We start from the raw sequence: 20322 nt of genomic DNA, 5'->3' as shown, positions 1-20322 counted from the left end.
CATGACCGCACGCATGGACAAACGCTTTGCCGAGCTGAAGGCCGAGGGCCGTCCGGCGCTTGTGACCTATTTCATGGGCGGCGATCCTGACTACGATACCTCTCTCGGCATCATGAAGGCGCTGCCGGAGGCGGGCTCCGACATAATCGAGCTCGGCATGCCCTTTTCCGATCCGATGGCCGACGGCCCGGCGATCCAGCTCGCCGGTCAGCGTGCGCTGAAAGGCGGCCAGACGCTGAAGAAGACGCTGCAGCTGGCGGCCGATTTCCGCAAGACCAACGACGCCACGCCGATCGTGATGATGGGCTACTACAATCCGATCTATATTTACGGCGTCGAGAAATTCCTCGACGATGCGATTGCTGCCGGCATTGACGGCCTGATCGTCGTCGATCTGCCGCCTGAAATGGACGACGAACTCTGCATCCCGGCGATCCGCAAAGGCATCAATTTCATCCGCCTGGCGACGCCGACGACGGATGAGAAGCGCCTGCCGAAGGTTTTGAAGAATACCTCCGGCTTCGTCTACTACGTCTCGATGAACGGCATCACCGGTTCGGCGCTGCCGGATCCATCGCTGGTTTCGGGCGCGGTCGAACGCATCAAGCAGCACACCCAACTGCCCGTCTGCGTCGGCTTCGGCGTCAAGACGGCGGAACATGCTAAGGTCATCGGCGGTTCGGCCGATGGCGTCGTCGTCGGCACCGCCATCGTCAATCAGGTCGCGACCAGCCTGACGAGTGACGGCAAGGCAACGGCGGACACGGTTCAGGCTGTTGCCACGCTGGTGCGCGGCCTTTCCACGGGAACACGTTCGGCGCGCCTTGTTGCTGCCGAATAGTTTTCCCACATTGGCGTCAAAGCATGTCGCACAGCGGTTTGGCGGCAACGACATGCGGGAACACAAAGACCGAAAGCGTGGCAAGCGATCTGAAAGATCGTGACGGGCTTTAGTCAATCAGGAGTATTCGAGTTGAACTGGATCACCAACTACGTTCGCCCGCGGATCAATTCCATGCTGGGCCGTCGCGAAGTGCCGGAGAACCTCTGGATCAAGTGCCCGGAAACCGGCGAGATGGTCTTCCACAAGGATCTGGAAGGCAACAAATGGGTCATTCCGGCCTCCGGCTATCACATGAAGATGCCGGCCAAGGCCCGCTTGGCCGATCTGTTCGACAATGGCGAATATGAATCGCTGCCGCAGCCGAAGGTCGCCCAGGACCCGCTGAAGTTCCGCGATTCGAAGAAATATAGCGATCGCCTGCGCGACAGCCGCCTGAAGACCGAACAGGAGGATACCATCCTCGCCGGGCTCGGGAAGGTGCAGGGACTGAAGCTCGTGGCGGTCGTGCACGAATTCAACTTTATCGGCGGTTCGCTCGGCATGGCTGCCGGCGAGGCCATCGTCAAGGCTTTCGAGCGTGCGACGTCTGAAAAGTGCCCGCTGGTGATGTTCCCCGCCTCCGGCGGCGCGCGCATGCAGGAAGGCATCCTGTCGCTGATGCAGCTGCCGCGCACGACGGTTGCCGTTGACCTGCTGAAGGAATCCGGTCAGCCTTATATCGTCGTCCTGACCAATCCGACCACAGGCGGCGTCACGGCCTCCTATGCCATGCTCGGCGATATTCATCTGGCGGAACCGGGCGCCGAAATCGGCTTTGCCGGCAAGCGCGTCATCGAGCAGACCTTGCGCGAAAAACTGCCCGAAGGCTTCCAGACCTCCGAATATCTGCTGGAGCATGGTATGGTCGATATGGTCGTCAAACGTCACGATATCCCGGAAACGCTGGCGCGCGTTCTGAAGATTCTGACGAAGAAGCCGGTGTCAGCGGCGAACGACATGAATAGCGGTACGATCGCCCTGGCGGCGAGCGCCTGATAACCGATAAGCAGGCGGGGTGCCGAATTGATACCCAGAGGCCAAACCGCGGTGAGTGAGGCAGCACAGGAGATCGACAAGCTCATGGGATTGCATCCCAAGGGTTTTGATCTGTCTCTCGATCGCATCACCCGTCTTCTCGATGTGCTCGGCAATCCGCACCGAAAACTGCCGCCGGTGATCCATGTCGCCGGCACCAACGGCAAGGGGTCGGTCACCGCCTTCTGCCGCGCTCTGCTCGAAGCCGGCGGCTACAGCGCTCATGTTCACACCTCGCCGCATCTCGTCAATTGGCACGAGCGTTATCGCATCGGTGTGGCGGGCGGGCGCGGGCAGCTTGTCGATGACGCTGTCTTTGCCGAGGCCCTGCGCCGGGTGGCCGATGCCAATGCCGGACAGCACATTACCGTCTTCGAAATCCTGACGGCGGTCACCTTCATCCTATTTTCCGAACAGCCGGCCGATGCCGCGATCATCGAAGTCGGTCTCGGCGGCCGGTTCGATGCCACCAATGTCATTTCCGATCCGGCGGTTTCGGTGATCATGCCGATCTCGCTGGATCACCAGCCCTATCTCGGCGATAGGGTCGAATTGATCGCCGCCGAAAAGGCCGGCATCATGAAGCCGGGGCTTCCCGTCGTCATCGGCCACCAGGAATACGACGCCGCACTCGACGTGCTGATGTCGACGGCCGAACGGCTGCATTGCCCGAGCGCCGTCTTCGGGCAGGATTTCATGGCGCATGAGGAATATGGCCGGCTCGTCTATCAGGACGAATTCGGTCTTGCCGACCTGCCCCTGCCGCGCCTTCCCGGCCGCCATCAATATGCCAATGCCGCCGCCGCCATTCGCGCCGTCAAGGCGGCGGGTTTTACCGTCACCGAGACGATGATGGAAAAGGCGATGAATTCCGTCGAATGGCCGGGCCGGCTGCAGCGCCTGGGCGAAGGCCGGCTGCTGGCGCATGCGCCCGCCGGCGCCGAGATCTGGATCGATGGCGGGCACAATCCTGGTGCCGGCGAAGTGATCGCCGAAGCCATGGCCAATTTCGAAGAGCGCCAGTCGCGGCCGCTTTTCCTGATTATCGGCATGATCAACACCAAGGACCCGGTCGGCTATTTCAAGGCCTTTGCCGGCTTGGTCGAGAAGGTTTTCTGCGTGCCGATCCGCAACAGCGATGCGATGATCGACCCGGTGATCTTGTCGAACGCCGCCTATGATGCCGGCCTGGTTGCCGAACCGATGTCGACCGTCGGCGATGCGCTGGAAGCCATAAAAGCCGTCCTCGATCCGGAGGGTCTACCCCCGCGCATCCTCGTCGGCGGCTCTCTCTATCTCGTCGGCGATGTGCTTTCCGACAACGGCACGCCGCCGAAGTGATGGGCGAAATGAAGAATACGAAATGAAAAAAGCCCGGTCGAGCCGGGCTTTTTCGTTAATGTGAACTGGGCGATATCAGGCGGCGCTGGAAATCCAGTTCGAAAGCGCGGTCTTCGCTTTGGCGCCGACAGAAATATCGGCGACTTCGCCGCCCTTGAAAATTGCCAGGGTCGGAATGGAGCGCACACCGAACTGTGCGGCGAGTTCCGGGTTCTCATCGATATTCAGCTTGGCGACCTTGACCTTGCCTTCCATCTCGACCGAGATTTCTTCAAGGCTTGGCGCAATCATCTTGCACGGGCCGCACCATTCAGCCCAGAAATCGACGACGACGGGCTCTGCGGATTCCAGAACTTCCGACTGGAAATTGTTGATATCGACTTTCACGGTAGCCATGGGCTGCTCCTTTACCTCGGGTGTTGAACCACATGTGATGGTGCGGTGCCGAATTTTCAATGTCCGGTATTTCACTTTGTCTTGACCGCTGCAAGCGCCAAACCGAGCGCCTTTTCGCTCAGCGTATAAAGCGAGGCGTTCTCGGTGTAGACAAGCATGCACTCGATTGGCTTGCCGGGATAGAGCGGCGCCAGGATCTCGCGATAGATCGCCAGCTGCGCCCGGTGCGCGAAGGGAATAGCCGCCTCCGTCGCCGGCGGCACCCGATTGGTCTTGTAATCGAGGATGACGACACGATCGGCAAAGACGGCGAGCCGGTCGATGCGGCCGGAGACGGCATAGCGCCTGTCCTCAAGAGTCAATGTTCCCATGATCGAGACCTCGGGCTGGGCCTCGTCACCGAGGACGGCCTGCAAACCCTCTTCGTCCAATAGTTTCAGAACCGAATCGACCAGCTTGCGCCGTTCGGCTTCCGGCCAGAACCGCGCCGCCCGTTCGGCATAGCGGCCTGCGGCATCAGCTCGTTCAGCAGGCGGGATTTCGGGAAGCGCCTGCAGCATGCGATGGATCAGCCGACCCTTCTCCAGAGACCGATCGCTGCGCTCCTTCTCGCCGAACAGTGGCGAAACGACGAGCAAACCGCCCTCGTCTTCGTCGATGATCGTGCCGGCGCCGGAGGGGCTGAGCGGCCGGGGCAGCTCGGCCTGCGGCGGCAATGGCCGCAACAGGCCGTCCGGCAGTCTCTCCTCGCTGTTGCGCTCCTGGCTGCGGTCGATGCGCTCGAAGCTTCGCTCCACCCGCGGCACACGCCATTCGATACCCGGCCATTGGCCATCGGGACTGGAGAATGTCGTCGCCTCGACATGCGGATGGTCGTCGCGCAGTGCCGTCGAAATCATCATATGCCAGGTGTCGTTGTTGAGACGCACGCCGCGATAGCCGCAGACGACCAGCCGGTCGGCGGCACGCGTCATGGCGACGTAGAGCAATCGGCGGTACTCTTCCTCCGCCAGCATCTGGATACGGACGGCGTCGTTCTGGGTCAGCGAATTGGCGAGATCGGAGACGGGAACCCAGACGGGCATCGGCGGTTCGTCGGCATCGGTCTCGATCAGGCGAAGTTTCGGCAGATGGGTATGGGTGAAGGCCTTCGAACCGCCGTCGACCAGGAAGACGATAGGTGCCTCGAGACCCTTGGAGGCATGCACGGTCATGATCCGCACCTCGTTGCGCCCCTTGTCCTGCTCGCGCTTGACCACCGGGGCTTCGAGCTCCAGCGTCGAGATGAAGGATTGCAGCCCGGGAAGGCCGGAGCTCTCATGGTCGATGGTGAAAGTCAGGAATTCGTCGAGGATATCGCTGACCTCGGTGCCGAGCCTGGCAAGGAATTGCCGCCGCCCGCCATGGCTGCCCAGCACACGCGCATAGAAATCATGAACCGACAGGCTTCTGGATTGGCGAAGGAACAGCTCCAGCCTCTCCACGGCCGCGCGGAAACGCTCGGTGCCGTCGGCGGCGAAGCGTTTGAGATGGTGCCAGACGCTCTCATTGTCACCGCGTAGCGCGGCGATAGCAAAGATGTCGTCCTCGGAAAGATCGAAAAGCGGGCTCTTGAGCACGGCGGCGAGCGAAAGATCGTCCTCCGGCAGCAGCAGGAAACGACCGAGCGCCAGCAGATCCTGCACGGCGATATGGCTGGTCAGCACCAGCCTGTCAGCGCCGGCGACCGGAATGTCGCCGCGGCGTTTCAAGGCGCGTGTCAAGGCATTGACGAAGGCGTCGCGCTTGCGCACCAGCACCAGGATGTCGCCGGCTTCGATCAGGCGCTCTTTGCCTTTGTCGACAATCGTCTCGCGGCCGACAAGCGTGCCGATCGAATGGGCGATCCGTCGTGCCAGGATTGCGGCCGGCGCGCTTTCCGGCGTTGCGTCGAAGGGCGCCGTCCAGTCCTCTTCCTTGACCACCGCCTCGGGCGCGACCATTTCCCAAAGATCCACGGCGCCGGGATGTCCGATGCGGCTGGAGCGATGCACGACCGGTTCGCCGAGCGCGCTGAGGCCGCGCGAATTGTCGGGTTCCCTGAATATGTGGTCGACGGCTTCGAGCACATCCGCGGTCGAGCGGAAGGAAAGCGGCAGCCGCACAGAGGAAAAGTTTTGCCCGCTGTCGGAGACGCGCCGTCGCGTCCGGTCGCTTTCCTCGGAAAAACGCTCAGGCCGCGCGCCTTGAAAGGAATAGATCGACTGTTTCTCGTCGCCGACGGCAAAGAGCGTGCGCACGATCGGACGGGCGCTTTCGCCGGAGAAGAAATCCTCGGCGAGCGACTGGATGACGCTCCACTGGATCGGGCTGGTATCCTGCGCTTCGTCGACGAGGATATGATCGATGCCGCGATCGAGCTTGTAATGGATCCAGGGACCGACGCCGCTTTTCGTCAGCAGGTCGGCGGTGCGGGTGATCAGATCCTCGAAATCGAGTTGGCTGCGCTGCTTCTTCAGCTCCTCATAGTCGTGATTGAGCCGCTCTGCCAGCACCAGCGCGGCATGCGTCGCGCCATGCATCCGTATCAGTTTCAGCCGGTCGCGGCTTGCAGCGACATGGGCGCGGGCAGCAGCAATGGCGCCCGCCAGCTGCGGCGCTTCGGCAAGCATCGCCTTGACCGTGAATTGCGAATCCGCCTTCGGCTCGCCCTTCACCGTCAGAAAGATTTTCTCGAGAAACTCGGCGCGTTTTGCGTCGTCACGTTCCCGCCCGGCAAGCCTGAGACCATAGGCAACTTCCTGTGCCTTCGCGCCGCCCCTCTGATCGGCAAGCGACAGATAAAGCTCCAGCATACCGCCGGAAAGCTCCGGCAACGGCCAATATTGCGCCGCGATCCGGCTCTCCGTGTCATCGGGGGCAAGACCAAGTCTTTCGCGCAAAACCACCTCGATGCCGCCCCGCCGTTCGGCCGTTGCCGTGAAACGACGGATGGCGTTGCGGTTGGCGACGATGTCGCCGAGCAGATTTTCCAGGCCGGATTCGTCGCCGAGATCGAGCACATAGGCGAATGCCTCGGCAAGGGCGCTGTCTCCCTCCGGCGCGGTCGCCGTCAGCAGTGCTCGGCGCGCATCGGACAGCAGCGCTTCCGCCGCGCGATCGTCGAGAACCGAGAAATGCCCGGCGACATTGGCCTCCAGCGGGAACTGATGCAGCAGCGCCTCGCAAAAAGCATGGATGGTCTGGATCTTCAGTCCACCCGGTGTCTCCAGCGCCTTCGCAAACAGCCGGCGGGCCTCGGCAAGCTTTATTCCGTCGGGAGCGGTCCCCTCGATCTGGGTAATCCGCCGGCTAAGGTCTTCATCGTCAAGCACCACCCAGTCCGCCAGCCGTTCGAAGACGCGGTTCGACATTTCGGAAGCGGCAGCCTTGGTATAGGTGAGGCATAAAATGGCGGAAGGCCGCGCACCGGCAAGCAAAAGCCGGATGACGCGCTGGGTCAGCACATGCGTCTTGCCGGAGCCGGCATTTGCCGAGACCCATGCCGAGCGCTCGGGATCGGAGGCGATCGCCTGCTGGATCGTCGTCCAGCCGATCCAGGCGCCCGGATCATCGTCATTGGGAAGCGCGGTCACGTCACTCATCACCGCCGCCTTCTTCGGTTTCTGCCGTCGACCATTCGGAAACGCGGGCGAGGTGATCATAATCGCCGCCGAAATCGAATTGCTGTGCCGGGATCAGCCGCGAGGTAAAGCCTTTCTCGCCGGACTGCAGCAAGCTCACGAACTTGACCAGCTGATCGATCGATTCTTCGGCGAGATCCATCGCCGATTTCGCCTTGTCGCTGCGCGCCGAACTTTCGTTGTTGACGGTGTCGACCTGAAAACGGCGTCCCGGCCGCAGGCGGACATAAAGCAGGTCCTGCGGCACGAGACTGCCGGCATCGCGGAAGGCACCGGCGCTCAGGGCCGCCGCTTCGAGCGCTAGCTGCGGATCGAGAAGCACCCGTGCCTGTGTCGGCGAGGGATTGTAGCCTGTCTTGTAGTCGATGATATCGGCGGCCTGCGGTCCGGTGACGTCGATCCGGTCGGCAACACCGTTGAGCCGGATATTGATCGCTTCCAGTTCGACGCCGCCCCGCACCTCCGTCAGCGTCTTGCGGATGCCGGGCCGCCGTCCGGCCTCCCAGTCGAGGAAGGCGCCGGCCACGGCGCGAAATCGCGGCCGCCACACCGCATCGATATGCGGCGGCAGCTGCTGCATGTCGAAGAGCTCGGAAAGAATGCGCTCCATCGCCGCTGCCGCATCCGGCGTGCCGGCGACATGTCCTTCGCGAATGAACCGGTCGATGATCGTGTGGTAGAGCGTGCCGCGTTCGGCCGCTCCCGGATCGCGGTTGAACGCATCGACGGGATCGAGCCGCAGAATGCGGCGGGCATAGATGGCATAAGGGTCCCGGCGCAGCCGTCCGACTTCGCTGAAAGAGTAGGATGTCGGCTGCAGTGTCAGCGGCGGTTTCGGCGAAGGCCGCTGCGCCGGGGCCTGGGGCTCGCCCCGGTCGATCAGGCCGGCCCATTGGAGGAAGCGGTTGCCGCTTCCCGTCAATTCCGCTTCGAAGGCCTCTCCGGCAAGCGCCAGCAGCCGCTGCAGCCAGCGCGAGGCGACCGTTGGCGTCGAGCCCTGGCGTAGCGCGCGCGAATAGATCAGATGGCGCGTGCCGTTCGCCATCTCGAAGTCATGCGCCAGTTGACCGATGCGCCGTTCCGGCGGCTCAAGGCCGATCTCCGTCTTCATCATGCGCGGAATGAAGGGATTGTTGGCGGTCTGCCCCGGCCAGGTGCCCTCGTTCAGGCCGCCGAGGATCATCGTATCGACGCTCTGCAGGCGGGCTTCCAGCGTGCCGAAGATGAAGAGGCGGGGATGGCTGAGCGCCCGCGGCTTCACCGCATGACCGGCGGCAAGGGCTGCCATGATGTCGATCCATTGCGGTCCGTCGGCCTCCATCTGGCCGTTGGTGTCGATCACTTCACCGAGCAGGGCGGCAAGCGCATCGCCGGCTTCGCCCGACCAGAGATCGGCGAGATTGCCATGCGGATCGGCCGCCACCGCTTCAAGCGAGCGGCCGGTGCGCTCCGCCCATTCGGACAAGGTAAAACTGGCCGTCCTGCCGCGATCTTCCGGCCGGTGCCGCATCAAGGCCGAAGCCAGCGGCTCGGTCGCTTGTGTGACCCGGCGGGCAAGGTCGTAAGCGGCATCGGCGGCGTCCGGCGTAACCGCTTTTCGCCATTGCGGCGGGTGCCTATCCTCAGCCTGTTCGGCAAGCTGTTGGGTGAGCAGGGGCTCGAGTCTGCTGATATCCACCTCCGTCACGCCGCCGCGCAGTGCCAGCAGCTCGAGCGCCTCGGTGGCGGAAATCAATGTGGCGCGTTCAAGGCCGAAGCGGGCCAGCGGATGTTTGAGCAGCGAGACGATCGCCACCGGATCGCCCGGGCGCAATGCCGCCTCCAGCAGCAATTGCAGAAGCGTACCCTGCGGCGTGGCCGCAAGCGGAGTGCCGGCCGAATCGTCGGCGAGGATGCCGAAGCGGGAAAGCTCGGCCATCACCCGGCGAGCGAGATTCCGGTCCGGCGTGATGAGCGCCGCCCGGCTTTCGCCGTCCTGCCCCGGTCTTTCCAACGCCAACCGGAGCGCAATGGCAATCGCCGTCGCTTCCTCGCGTTCGTTCGCGGCTTCGATCAGCGAAACATCGGCGAAAGCTGAAGAAAACGCGCCCTCAGGCAGCTCGCTCTTCCAAGTGCCCCAATCGCTGGTCGCCTCCGCCGGTACGAGTGCCCGGGACAGGATTTCGGCGCGCCGGTCAAGATCGGCTTCCGGCCTGTCGAGGAGCCTGACGTCGGCGCGCGTGAGCTTCAGTCGCTTGAGCAGCGATGACAGGCCATATTGCGGGTGGCTGCGGCTTGCGGGATTGGCATGCTGGCCCGGTGAAAGCTCCGGCGCCACCATCTGCCAGTGCCTTTCAGGCATGGAAAGATCAAGGCCCGGAAGCACGATCACGCCTTCGGGCATATTGGCGACGGCGGCGATCAGATCGGCGGTGGCAGGAACGGAGCCCGTCGAACCGGCAATGATGATCGGCCCAGCGGCCTTCGTCGCCGAAAGCCTTTTTGCTTCGGCCCGGAGAATGGCGTTTCGGTGTCGCGCCGGTGAGGATTTTTCGAGCTCGGAAAGCCGCTCCGGCCAGAAGGCGCTGGCGATCTGCAGGAATTCCGCCGTCAGCTGCCACCAGGCGGCATAATCGCCGGTGTCGAGTTTCGACAGCTCCGACCAGTCGAGGTCTTCGGTTTCGATGGAATCGATCAGTTCCGCGAGGTTGCGGGCGAGCCAGATCGCATCCGCCGGGCTTGCCGGCGCAACGAGCGGCGAGTCCGAATGAATGTGGCGGACGATCTCCGGCAGTTTGTTGCGCCAGGCGAGAATGAGGCGCGCAAGCTCCAGCAGGCGGGCCGTATTCGACAGCGGCTGGGCGAGATCGATCGTTGCCGGCAGCGCCTCGTCGAAATAGCCGCTGTCGTCGTCGGTTTCGCCGAGGGGACGAATAACAGGCAGGATCGCCGAGCGGCCGCCGAGCAGATCGACGAATTCCGAGCGCAGCACACGCACGGCGCGCCGCGTCGGCAGGTAGATCGTTACCCTGGAAAGCGACAGCGGATCATCGGCCTCATGCCGGAACAGCGGCGTCAGCCGGCCGTCGCAAAGCCTCGTCGCCAGCATTTTCAGGAAGGAGAGGCCCGCCGGGATCGTCAGAATGCGTGGCTGGTACCGCTCCGCCATATCTCACGCGAACGCCCGCAGCCGTCGGATCGTTTCCTCCGCCTCGCCGATTGCCTCCGGCGTTCCCACCGTCAGCCAGTGGCCCTCGAGCAGCATGCCGAAAAGCCGCCCGCGCGCGATCGCCTTGTCGAAATAAATATTGAGATTGAAGGCATCCTTTGGCGCATCGTCGAGCAGCGACGGGTTCATGACGATCGCGCCGGCATAGACGACGGGATTGGACGGATCGTCGCGATACCGCGCCAGCCGGCCGTCGGCCGCCATGCCGAAATCGTTCTTGCCGTTGTGACCCGTCGTATCCTCGATCCTCACACAGAGAAGCGCCATGTCCATGCGTTCGGCATCGAAGAATCCGGCTAAGCGCTGCAAGTTCGTCGGTCGCCCGAGCTGTTCGCCGATCCAGAAGAGATCGGCATTCATGACGAAAACGTTCTCGCGATCGAGCAGGTTCAAACCCTTCGCCAGCCCGCCGCCGGAATTCATCAGTGCTTCCCGCTCGTCTGAGATGATGATGTCTAGGCCGCGATAGGCCTCGAGATGGTCGAGCATCTGGCCGGCAAAGTGGTGAACGTTAACGACGGCCCGTTCGACGCCAGCCGCAACCAGCGAATCCAGCGCATAGTCGATCATCGGCTTGCCGTCGATTTTCACCAGCGGCTTCGGGATCGTGTCGGTGATCGGGCGCATACGGGTTCCAAGACCCGCGGCCAGTACCATGGCTTGTCTGATTGTCATCCTGATCCGGAACTTATGATTCGCTTTGGCCTATTCCAGCCCTTGCGCACCAATCACGCAAGGGGGCAAGCGCTTCGTGCTCGAATGCGACCTGGAGATAGGCGAGCGTTCGCGGCATATGCTTGAGATAGCCGGGCTTCCCGTCGCGCTGCAACAGCCGCACCCAAAGACCGGCGAGCTTGCAATTGCGCTGCGCAGACATGATCGCCCAGACCTTCATGAATTCGGCTTCGTCAAAGCCGCCTTGGGCACGGCGAAGGGCGAGATAATCATCCATCAGCTGCCGGAAGAGCGCCGGTTTGATCGTGACCCGCGCATCTTGGACGATGGAAGCCAGGTCATAGGCGGTCGGGCCGATCATCGCATCCTGAAAGTCGATGATGCCGATTTTGCCAATACCGCTTTTCTCATCGCGCCAGATGATGTTCGGCGAGTGGAAGTCGCGCAGCAGCAGGTTCTTCTCGGCTGTCGCGAGCTCGTCGATGAGCGCGTCCCAGATCGCCAGATACTCCGCCCGTTCGATATCGGTGGGAGGTGTGCCGCGCTTCCAGGCAATATGCCAATCGAGCACAAGCTGCACTTCCATCTTCATTGCCGTGCGGTCGAAGTCCGGAATGTGATGCGTGTGCGTTGCAGACACCGGGATATTCTGAGGGATCTGCATGGAATGAAGATGGGCAAGGCAGGCGACGCTTTGCCGGTAACGTTCGGCGATCGGCTGCCCGTCGTCATCGAGCACGCCTTCGGTGCCGAGATCCTCGATCAGCAGGATACCCTGCTCATAATCGACCTGATAAATCTCCGGCGTTGCAAAACCGCGCTCGCGCAAGGCATCGGCAATCGCAACGAAAGGATAGGCGTTTTGTGCCAGATGCGCGACCTTGGGATAGGACTTGCCGTCATGGACAGGCGGTCCCTCGGGATGCGGGCGCCAATCCATCAGTATTATTCGCGGGGCAGCGTCCGGATAGATCGCCTCATAGGCGCGCAGCGAAGCATCGCCGGTCAGGAAGCGGCGTTTGACAGTGGGAAAGCCGGCTTCGTCGAGGAAGGCACGGATCGCCAGGACCCTGCGGATGCGTGAGGCCTGCGGCTCTGCGGCTTTGATCGTTGCCCGGCGGCCGCTGCCGTCCTGGTCCAGCCTTAGTGCGATGCGATCGGCCGGCAGTTCGCCCTCAGCCATCTCGGGCCATTCGACGAGACAGATGCCGTTCTCCAGGGCCTCGTCGAATCCGAGCTCCGTCAGTTCGGCCGGATCGCCGAGCCGGTAGAGATCGAAGTGCGAAACCGGAATGCGCAGATCGTAGGATTGCACCAGCGTAAAGGTCGGGCTTGGGACTTCGAGCCCCTCGTCATCGGCCATGGCGCGCAGGATCGCACGGGCGAGTGAGGATTTGCCCGCGCCGAGATCGCCGGAAAGAGCCAGGCAATCGCCGGCTTTCAGGGCGAGCGCCAGATCGTCGCCGAAGCGGATCGTTGCCGCTTCGTCCTTCAGAAAAACCGAGATCGTATCGCCGGTCGTCATTCGGCGGCAGCGGAATGCGGGATATCGACCGAGGGAATGCGGCAGACGACGGTCGTGCCCTTGCCCGGCTCGCTGTCGATCGTCACGTCGCCATGATGCAGGCTGACAAAGCTGTCGACGATCGAGAGGCCGAGGCCGGCACCGCCGCGTTTGCCGCTTTTCGCTCCGGTCGCAAAGCGGTCGAAGACGGTGGCGATCATATCGGGTGAGATGCCGGGGCCGCGATCGCTGACGGCGAAAACGAAATCCGTGCCTTCGCGATGGCATTCCAGCGAGATCGAGGTGCCCTCGGGAGAGAAATTCGCCGCGTTGGAAAGCAGCTTCAAAAGGATCTGCTTCAGCCGTTGCGGGTCGGCGACGATCGAACCGAGATAGGCCGGCGCGGTGATTTCGAGCGCGACGCCGCTTTCATGCAGGCGATCGGCGATCTGCATCGAGACGTCGTCGAGCAGGTCGTTGAGATCGATATCCGCATAGTTGAGCCGCATGATGCCGGCATCGACGGTCGCGAGGTCGAGAATGTCGTTGACGAGCGTCAAAAGAACCGAGGACGAGGTCGAGATATGGTCGATATATTCGGCCTGCCGTTCGTTCAGCGGCCCGACGCCCTGCGTCCGCAGCAGGTCGGTGAAGCCGATGATATTCGTCAGCGGCGAGCGCAGCTCGTAGGAGACGTGCTGGACGAAGTCGTTCTTCAGCTCGTCGGCCTTGCGCAGCGCTTCGTTCTTCTCGGTCAGCGCCCGTTCGGCCCGTACGCTGTCCGTCATGTTGACGAAAGTCAGCATGGTCTGGGCATTCGGCAGCGGGATGACCGCATAGTCGAGCACCAGGCCGGAGAACAGTTCCAGCGTTCCTTGGCCCGAGCGGCGTTCGTCGTCGAAGCTGGTGATCAGCTCGGCGAAGGTCTTCCAGCCGTCCGGCCGGTCATAGGACGGCGCACAGGCCTCGCCCAACGCGCGGATATGGGTGCCGGGCTTGGCTTCGGTTTCGGTGATCCCCCAGAGTGCGCGGAAAGCCGGGTTCGACAGGCGGATGCGTCCATCCGGGCCGAACACCGCCACACCTTCGGAAAGATGGTCGATCGTTTCGCCCTGCACCTTGACCAGCGTGTTGTAGCGCGTTTCGAGATCGACCTGCTCGGTCAGATTTTCGAACACCCAGGTGGCGCCGCCCTGCGGATGGGCGGTCGCAAAGACGCGCAATGTCTGCCCGTTCGGCAGGTGCCAGAGATCGGATTGCGTGTCGAGCGCGCGGTAGACGGAAAGGGCTGCTTCCTTCCAGCTCTTCCAGTTGAGCTGGTCCGGCAGCTTCTTGGCTGCCCGCAGCCGCTCGAGCAGCTCGCTATTGTCCGGCCGGCCTTCCAGGAAGGCGATATCCAGCTCCCAGAGTGCGACGAAGGCCTGGTTGTAGAATTGCAGCCGGCGGTCGCCGTCGAAGATCGCGACCGGCGTGGCGAGATGGTCGAGCGTTTCGGCATGGCTCTTCAGCGTCCGTTCCAGCTCGGCGCGCACCGCCTCGATGTCGGACACATCGATTGCGATGCCGGCCGAGCCGCCGGGAAGCCTGACGTCGACGACGTCGAAGAAGGTGCGGTTGCCGTGCACCACCGTCGAGATCGTGTCGTGGAAGGGCGATTCCGGCGTCACCGTCGCGCGAATGCGTTCGCGCGCCACGGTCGTCAGCATCTCGCGGCCTTCATTGATCGCCTGCTGCGGCGAGCGCGCTTCGACGGCCTCGCCATAAGCCTGGTTGACCCAGGTGAGGCGGCCGGCGGGATCGCGCTGCCAAGCCGGCATGTCGATCGCGTCGAGCATGGTCTGGAAGGCCGAGATCGAGGTCATCAGCCGGTCGCGCTCGATCCTGAGCTCCGCAAGCTCGGCGCGCAGATTGTTGAGCGCCACAAAACGGACGAAGGCGCGGCCGCCGGAAACCCGGCCCTGTGCTTCAAGAATTTCATCGCGGATGGTTTCGACCACCATGTCGAAGCTCTGTGCCCCATCGCGCAGCCGGTCGATCGCCTTTTCCAGATCGGCGGCCGAGCGGGACTTCAGCCAGAGTCCGAAGGCCAGGAATTCGCCGTCCTGCGGGGCACCGGTCTCGGGCGGAAGCTGGCCGAGCAGTTCGGGACGGGCATTGCCGTCCCAGATGACGATCCGCCGGTTCTTGTCGGCGATCAGCGCCTGGTATTGCGAAATGCGCTGCTGGGCATCGGACAGCGCCGAGCGGATTTCCCGGCTCTCGCTTTCCAGATTGCCGCGCTGGCGCACCAGCCACAATGTCGAAAGCAGTGCTGCCGATATGACGCCGATGACGACGGAAACGCCGACGACCTGCGAGGATGTGAAAAGGTGAGCCGCGGCCGCCGCTTGCTGCTCCGTCTGGGCCAGAACTGGCCGCGCCAGCGCGGCAAGCGCCGTGCCAGCCGCGCAGGCTTTCAGAAAGCGCGCCAATGATCCATGCTCTTGCTTTGCGGCCTCGTGTGCCGTTGCATATTGCTGTTCTTGGCCCGCCATGAGCGGGCGGCGACCGGCGCGAACGCCATCATCCGCCTGACCCGGCAGGCTGTGTTTCAGTTCCGACATCCGCGGTATGTCTCCGTCCTTCAATGTGCCGCATTACGACAAGACATCCCATTTCCGGAGCGGCCGGACGGGGTCCGGCGCCACGAATCAAGTCTTAAAACAATACTTCGGATGGGAATCGGCGGGAAGAGAGCGCCCAAAAAATAAGCCGCGGCATTTGTCAATGCCGCGGCTTCTACATCTTGTGGATATTAACGATCAGATCAATATCTGTAGTGGTCGGACTTGAACGGGCCCTTCGGCGAGACGCCGATATAGGCAGCCTGCTCTTCGGAAAGCTCCGTCAGCTTCACGCCGAGCTTGTCGAGATGCAGGCGTGCGACCTTTTCATCGAGATGCTTCGGCAGGATATAGACCTGGTTCGAATATTGATCGGGCTTGGTGAAGAGCTCGATCTGCGCCAGCGTCTGGTTGGTGAAGGAGGCCGACATCACGAAGGACGGATGGCCGGTGGCGTTGCCGAGGTTGAGCAGGCGGCCTTCGGAAAGAAGGATGATGCGGTTGCCCTTGGGGAATTCGATCAGGTCGACCTGCGGCTTGACGTTGGTCCACTTGAGATTGCGCAGCGCGGCGACTTCGATTTCGTTGTCGAAGTGGCCGATATTGCCGACGATCGCCATGTCCTTCATCTGACGCATGTGGTCGATGCGGATGACGTCTTTGTTGCCGGTGGTAGTGATGAAGATATCGGCCGAGGAAACGACGTCCTCGAGCAGCACGACTTCATAACCGTCCATGGCGGCCTGCAGGGCGCAGATCGGATCGGCTTCGGTTACCTTGACGCGGGCGCCGGCGCCGGAGAGCGAAGCGGCAGAACCCTTGCCGACATCGCCGTAGCCGCAGACGACGGCAACCTTGCCGGCCATCATCACGTCGGTGCCGCGGCGGATGCCGTCGACCAGCGATTCCTTGCAGCCGTACTTGTTGTCGAACTTCGACTTGGTGACCGAGTCGTTGACGTTGATCGCCGGGAAGGGCAGCAGGCCCTTCTGGCTGAGCTGGTAGAGGCGATTGACGCCGGTCGTTGTTTCCTCGGTGACGCCCTTGATCGCGTCGCGCTGCTTGGTGAACCAGCCAGGCGAAGCGGCGAGGCGCTTCTTGATCTGTGCGAAGAGGATTTCCTCCTCCTCGGAATGCGGATGCGACAGCACGTCTTCGCCAGCTTCGGCGCGGGCGCCGAGCAGGATGTACATGGTGGCGTCGCCGCCGTCATCGAGGATCATGTTGGAAAGGCCGCCATCGGCCCACTGGAAGATCTTGTCGGTATAGACCCAGTAATCTTCAAGCGACTCGCCCTTGATGGCGAAAACAGGAACGCCGGCAGCGGCGATTGCGGCAGCGGCGTGATCCTGCGTCGAGAAGATGTTGCACGAGGCCCAGCGAACTTCGGCGCCAAGCGCCACCAGCGTTTCGATGAGCACGGCCGTCTGGATGGTCATATGCAGCGAGCCGGTGATGCGCGCGCCCTTCAGCGGCTTTGCGTCGCCGAATTCGGTGCGGCAGGACATCAGCCCCGGCATTTCGGTTTCGGCGATGGTAATTTCCTTGCGGCCGAAATCCGCAAGCCCGATATCGGCGACGACATAATCTTTTTCAGTGCTCATAGAGGCCTCCAGGCTGAAAAACGTCTCAAAATTGGCGCAAGCGCGAAGATGACCGCGCGATGGATGGGCCGCGTCCTGATGCAGGTCACCCGGAGATGCGCAGCGGTTCCGGGATGACGACATGCACAAAAAAGAGAGCTGAAGCGTGTCGCATGAAGCAAGTTCGATGCAACATGCGTTAGCGCACGGCATATCCGCCGTTTAGCAGGCTTCGGGTGGGAAGGCAATAAGGATATAAAGAAGTCTTTATATGTTTATATGAGCTCGGAAAGCTCACATCTCTTCGCCGAACCGGTTCTGGATCAGTTGGTCCAGGGCCTCGAGCGCTTCCGCGGCCTGGCTGCCGCTTGCCGAGACGACGACGCTCGATCCGGGGCTTGCCGCCAGCATCATCAGGCCCATGATCGAGGTGCCGCCGACCGTCATTCCGTCCTTGGAAACGGTGATGGCGGCATCGAAGGTCTCGACCATCTGCACGAATTTGGCGGAGGCGCGTGCGTGAAGGCCGCGTTTGTTGATGATGAGGAGTTCCCGGGAGAGCGATGTCATGAAGGGCCGTTATTTTCCGCTGAGCACGCGGCTCGCGACATTGATATATTTCCGCCCGGCTTCGGAAGCCTCCACCAGCGCCTTCTCCATGTTGTTCTCGCCACGCACGCCGGCGAGCTTGATCAGCATCGGCAGGTTGACGCCGGCAATGACTTCGGTATGGCCGCTGCTCATGACTGAAATGGCGAGATTGGACGGCGTTCCGCCGAACATGTCGGTCAGAATGACGACGCCATGGCCGTCATCGGCACCGGATACAGCTTCCAGAATGTCCTGCCGTCTTTGATCCATGTCGTCTTCGGGGCCGATACAGACCGTCTCGATGAATTTCTGAGGACCGACGACGTGCTCGACAGCATGACGAAACTCTTCAGCCAGCTTGCCATGAGTGACAAGCACAAGTCCGATCATGATATTACTGCTCCCATATACGCGAACGGTGGCCCCAATATCGCAATGCAGCAATTACGTCCACCGGTGGGGGCACATCTTGGCCATGAAAAGCCGAAGTGCAAGATAAAAATGCGAATATATAAGGCAGATTGATCAATCCGGAAGGCTTCAATGTCCGATATCGGGCGCTTTCGCCATCAACATTGCCAGCGGTGAAGCGACGCCTGTGAGCAGCCGCAATGCGGGAAGCGAAAGGCCGGGCGCGAGGCTGACGATTTCACCCTCCGGCGGCACGCGGTTTTCGCCGGACGCGCTGCCCGGAAGCACGGCATAATGCATCGCCGCCTGGGGCACATGCTCCTGTCGGACGATGCCGGTGCCGCGAAGCTCGATCAGCCCGGCGATCGATGGCGGGCATGTGGCCACCACGCTGCCGGTCTCTTCGGAGAGAAGAACCTGGTCGTCGGCGACCAATGCCGTAAACAGCCCGAGCCGGCGCGCCTCGGTCATGCAGGTGAAGGCAAGCATCGATTTTCCCCAGCCGGAGGGACCGCTGAACAAGAGCCCCGTCCTGCCAACGACGATCGCCGTCGCATGAATGTTCTGGAGCGCCGTCATGCGGCGGCATCGACGGGTAAAGCGAGGATAAAGCGGGCACCGAGCACCTGTCCGCCTTCGGCATCGGTGATGTTCTCCGCTCTCAGCGAACCGCCATGGGCCTCGGCGATCTGGCGGCTGATCGACAGGCCGAGCCCCGAATTCTGCCCGAAGCCTTCCGATTCCGGCCGGTCGGTATAGAAGCGCTCGAAGATGCGGTCGATATTTTCTGCCTGGATGCCAGGCCCGTTGTCTTCGATCGTGGTGACGCAGCGCGACCGTGTCCGCACCAGCCGCACGGTAATCTTGCCACCCTTCTCCGGCACGAAGGAGCGGGCGTTCTCGATCAGGTTGGCGATGATCTGGCCGATGCGCAGGTCGTGGCCGGTAACGACGAAGCGGGTCTTGACGTTCGGCTTGCGGTCGATCGCATATTCGATCTCCACCTGCTTCTTGGTGCTCCTGACCTGGCGCGAAACCTCGATGAGGTCGCGCAGCAGCACCTCCATGTCGACGGAACCGGCATCGACACGGGCAAGCTCGGCATCGAGGCGCGAGGCGTCGGAGATATCGCTGATCAGCCGGTCGAGGCGGCGGACATCGTGCTGGATGACGTCCATCAGCCGTTTCTTGGAATCGTCGGATCGGGCAAGCGGCAGCGTTTCGACGGCGCTGCGCAGCGACGTCAGCGGATTCTTGAGTTCGTGGCTGACATCGGCGGCGAAACTCTCGATCGCATCGATCCGGTCGTAGAGTGCCGTCGTCATTTCGCGCAATGCAATGGAAAGATTGCCGATTTCATCCTGGCGGGCGGAGAAGTCGGGAATCTGCTCACGTGTCTTTGCCCCGCGGCGCACCCGGATGGCGGCGGCCGAAAGGCGGCGCAGCGGATTGGCGATCGTCGACGAGAGCACCAGCGAAAGCAACACGTTGACGAGCGTCGCGACGCCGAAGACGCGCATGATGGCAAGCCGCTCGGCATGCACGATATTGTCGATGTCGCCTGCCTGCGTCGACAGCAGCAGCACCCCGAGCACGGCGCGGAAACGCTGGATCGGCACGGCGACCGAAACGATGAGCTCGCCTTTTTCGGTCGTGCGCACGACGGCGCCGCGCACGCCGGTTAGCGCGTTCATCACCTCGGGATAGATCGAGCCGTCGCCGCCCGGCGCTTCCTTATAGAGCGGTAGGTTGCCGGGCTGTAGCGCCTTGTTGAACAGGGTGGCAAACCATTCGCTCCAGGTCTGCTTCTCCTCTTCGACCGGCGGCAGGTCGAAGCGCAGCACCTGGCCGCGCGAATAAAGATGGCGGGAATCCAGCAGGAGATTTGCATCGGCATCGAAGATGCGGGCGCGCGTGCGCGTCGGAGATATCAGCCGGCGCAGAACCGGCGCGACCTTCTCGGGATCGATGGGGAATTCGAGGTCTTCGTCGTTCGGCACCGGGGTGATGCTCTGGCCGGCCTGCAGCTCGAGCAGCTTCTGCGGATCGATGGTGATCGAGTTGGTATCGACCGATGCGGAGGCCGAAATGGCGCCGGCGATGATCTCGCCTTGCGTCAAAAGGCTCTCGGCGCGGGCGTCGATCAGTCCCTCGCGAAACTGGTTGAGGTAGAGGATACCGCCGACGAGCACCAGCAGTGCGACGAGATTGAAGAAGACGATGCGCCGCGTCAGGCTCGAAAATACGGCATTGCCGAAGATGCGGCGGATCAGCGTGAAGGGATGCGACCAACGGCGGCCCCGGACGCGACGGGTGCTCACGCCCTCCGCATCGTCGAGATCCCTTTCCTGCACCAACTGTGCCAACGACTGGCCCTTTCGAAGGGCGAGGCCGGATAAACCGGCCCGCAGCCCTCAACAATGTCTCGCG

The 20322-nt window shown here is 62.4% G+C and carries 14 protein-coding genes; 3 read left to right on the top strand and 11 right to left on the bottom strand.

Annotated elements, in window-relative coordinates; genetic code table 11:
- Position 1: 1 nt before the first annotated feature.
- From trpA to OS035_RS13205, 3 genes are all read left to right on the top strand, one after another.
- On the top strand, positions 2 to 841 hold the full coding sequence (gene trpA, locus OS035_RS13215; protein WP_183778526.1) for a tryptophan synthase subunit alpha: 840 nt from the start codon (positions 2 to 4) through the stop codon (positions 839 to 841).
- Positions 842 to 973: 132 nt separating this feature from the next.
- Complete coding sequence (gene accD, locus OS035_RS13210) at positions 974 to 1879, top strand: acetyl-CoA carboxylase, carboxyltransferase subunit beta (protein ID WP_097625111.1); 906 nt, start codon at positions 974 to 976, stop codon at positions 1877 to 1879.
- 27 nt (positions 1880 to 1906) lie between these two features.
- Positions 1907 to 3259 carry a bifunctional folylpolyglutamate synthase/dihydrofolate synthase gene (locus OS035_RS13205; RefSeq protein ID WP_183778528.1) on the top strand — a complete coding sequence of 451 codons (1353 nt, stop codon included), beginning with the start codon at positions 1907 to 1909 and terminating at the stop codon, positions 3257 to 3259.
- A gap of 75 nt (positions 3260 to 3334) precedes the next feature.
- Here OS035_RS13205 and trxA read toward each other — a convergent pair whose 3' ends face one another.
- The 11 genes from trxA to OS035_RS13150 all read right to left on the bottom strand — a co-directional run bounded on the left by trxA (position 3335) and on the right by OS035_RS13150 (position 20258).
- Positions 3335 to 3655 (bottom strand): thioredoxin, encoded by a 321-nt coding sequence (gene trxA, locus OS035_RS13200; protein ID WP_003589503.1) that lies wholly within the window; start codon positions 3653 to 3655, stop codon positions 3335 to 3337.
- Positions 3656 to 3726: 71 nt separating this feature from the next.
- On the bottom strand, positions 3727 to 7278 hold the full coding sequence (gene addA, locus OS035_RS13195) for a double-strand break repair helicase AddA (RefSeq protein WP_331813791.1): 3552 nt from the start codon (positions 7276 to 7278) through the stop codon (positions 3727 to 3729).
- Complete coding sequence (addB, locus tag OS035_RS13190) at positions 7271 to 10465, bottom strand: double-strand break repair protein AddB (RefSeq protein WP_331813790.1); 3195 nt, start codon at positions 10463 to 10465, stop codon at positions 7271 to 7273. The genes addA and addB overlap by 8 nt, the downstream gene beginning before the upstream one ends.
- Positions 10466 to 10468: 3 nt before the next feature.
- The gene (locus OS035_RS13185; protein ID WP_097625115.1) at positions 10469 to 11200 is read right to left on the bottom strand and encodes a nucleotidyltransferase family protein; all 732 of its coding nucleotides are present in this window, start codon (positions 11198 to 11200) and stop codon (positions 10469 to 10471) included.
- A gap of 13 nt (positions 11201 to 11213) precedes the next feature.
- Complete coding sequence (gene tsaE / locus OS035_RS13180; RefSeq protein ID WP_183778542.1) at positions 11214 to 12725, bottom strand: tRNA (adenosine(37)-N6)-threonylcarbamoyltransferase complex ATPase subunit type 1 TsaE; 1512 nt, start codon at positions 12723 to 12725, stop codon at positions 11214 to 11216.
- Positions 12722 to 15307, bottom strand: a complete 2586-nt coding sequence (locus OS035_RS13175) for a PAS domain-containing sensor histidine kinase (protein WP_131710937.1) — start codon at positions 15305 to 15307, stop codon at positions 12722 to 12724. Before OS035_RS13175 ends, tsaE begins: the two co-directional genes overlap by 4 nt.
- A 203-nt stretch (positions 15308 to 15510) precedes the next feature.
- Positions 15511 to 16911 carry an adenosylhomocysteinase gene (ahcY, locus tag OS035_RS13170; RefSeq protein WP_097625118.1) on the bottom strand — a complete coding sequence of 467 codons (1401 nt, stop codon included), beginning with the start codon at positions 16909 to 16911 and terminating at the stop codon, positions 15511 to 15513.
- Between the two features lie 273 nt (positions 16912 to 17184).
- Positions 17185 to 17460, bottom strand: a complete 276-nt coding sequence (locus tag OS035_RS13165) for an HPr family phosphocarrier protein (protein ID WP_012559412.1) — start codon at positions 17458 to 17460, stop codon at positions 17185 to 17187.
- 9 nt (positions 17461 to 17469) lie between these two features.
- The gene (locus OS035_RS13160) at positions 17470 to 17871 is read right to left on the bottom strand and encodes a PTS sugar transporter subunit IIA (RefSeq protein WP_003544139.1); all 402 of its coding nucleotides are present in this window, start codon (positions 17869 to 17871) and stop codon (positions 17470 to 17472) included.
- A gap of 150 nt (positions 17872 to 18021) precedes the next feature.
- Positions 18022 to 18471 carry an HPr kinase/phosphorylase gene (locus OS035_RS13155; protein WP_183778544.1) on the bottom strand — a complete coding sequence of 150 codons (450 nt, stop codon included), beginning with the start codon at positions 18469 to 18471 and terminating at the stop codon, positions 18022 to 18024.
- The gene (locus tag OS035_RS13150) at positions 18468 to 20258 is read right to left on the bottom strand and encodes a sensor histidine kinase (RefSeq protein ID WP_003589491.1); all 1791 of its coding nucleotides are present in this window, start codon (positions 20256 to 20258) and stop codon (positions 18468 to 18470) included. The genes OS035_RS13155 and OS035_RS13150 overlap by 4 nt, the downstream gene beginning before the upstream one ends.
- Positions 20259 to 20322: the final 64 nt, after the last annotated feature.

The sequence above is a fragment of the Rhizobium sp. 268 genome (genome assembly GCF_036571585.1).
GTDB lineage: Bacteria > Pseudomonadota > Alphaproteobacteria > Rhizobiales > Rhizobiaceae > Rhizobium > Rhizobium redzepovicii.
This window is presented reverse-complemented; position numbering and strand designations above follow the sequence as displayed.

Excerpts from the sequence above, each read along its gene's own strand:
- trpA (WP_183778526.1), top strand. The coding sequence starts at position 2 with ATGACCGCACGCATGGACAAACGCTTTGCCGAGCTGAAGGCCGAGGGC.
- trxA (WP_003589503.1), bottom strand. The coding sequence starts at position 3,655 with ATGGCTACCGTGAAAGTCGATATCAACAATTTCCAGTCGGAAGTTCTG.
- addA (WP_331813791.1), bottom strand. The coding sequence starts at position 7,278 with ATGAGTGACGTGACCGCGCTTCCCAATGACGATGATCCGGGCGCCTGG.
- addB (WP_331813790.1), bottom strand. The coding sequence starts at position 10,465 with ATGGCGGAGCGGTACCAGCCACGCATTCTGACGATCCCGGCGGGCCTC.
- OS035_RS13185 (WP_097625115.1), bottom strand. The coding sequence starts at position 11,200 with ATGACAATCAGACAAGCCATGGTACTGGCCGCGGGTCTTGGAACCCGT.
- tsaE (WP_183778542.1), bottom strand. The coding sequence starts at position 12,725 with ATGACGACCGGCGATACGATCTCGGTTTTTCTGAAGGACGAAGCGGCA.
- OS035_RS13175 (WP_131710937.1), bottom strand. The coding sequence starts at position 15,307 with ATGTCGGAACTGAAACACAGCCTGCCGGGTCAGGCGGATGATGGCGTT.
- ahcY (WP_097625118.1), bottom strand. The coding sequence starts at position 16,911 with ATGAGCACTGAAAAAGATTATGTCGTCGCCGATATCGGGCTTGCGGAT.
- OS035_RS13165 (WP_012559412.1), bottom strand. The coding sequence starts at position 17,460 with ATGACATCGCTCTCCCGGGAACTCCTCATCATCAACAAACGCGGCCTT.
- OS035_RS13160 (WP_003544139.1), bottom strand. The coding sequence starts at position 17,871 with ATGATCGGACTTGTGCTTGTCACTCATGGCAAGCTGGCTGAAGAGTTT.
- OS035_RS13155 (WP_183778544.1), bottom strand. The coding sequence starts at position 18,471 with ATGACGGCGCTCCAGAACATTCATGCGACGGCGATCGTCGTTGGCAGG.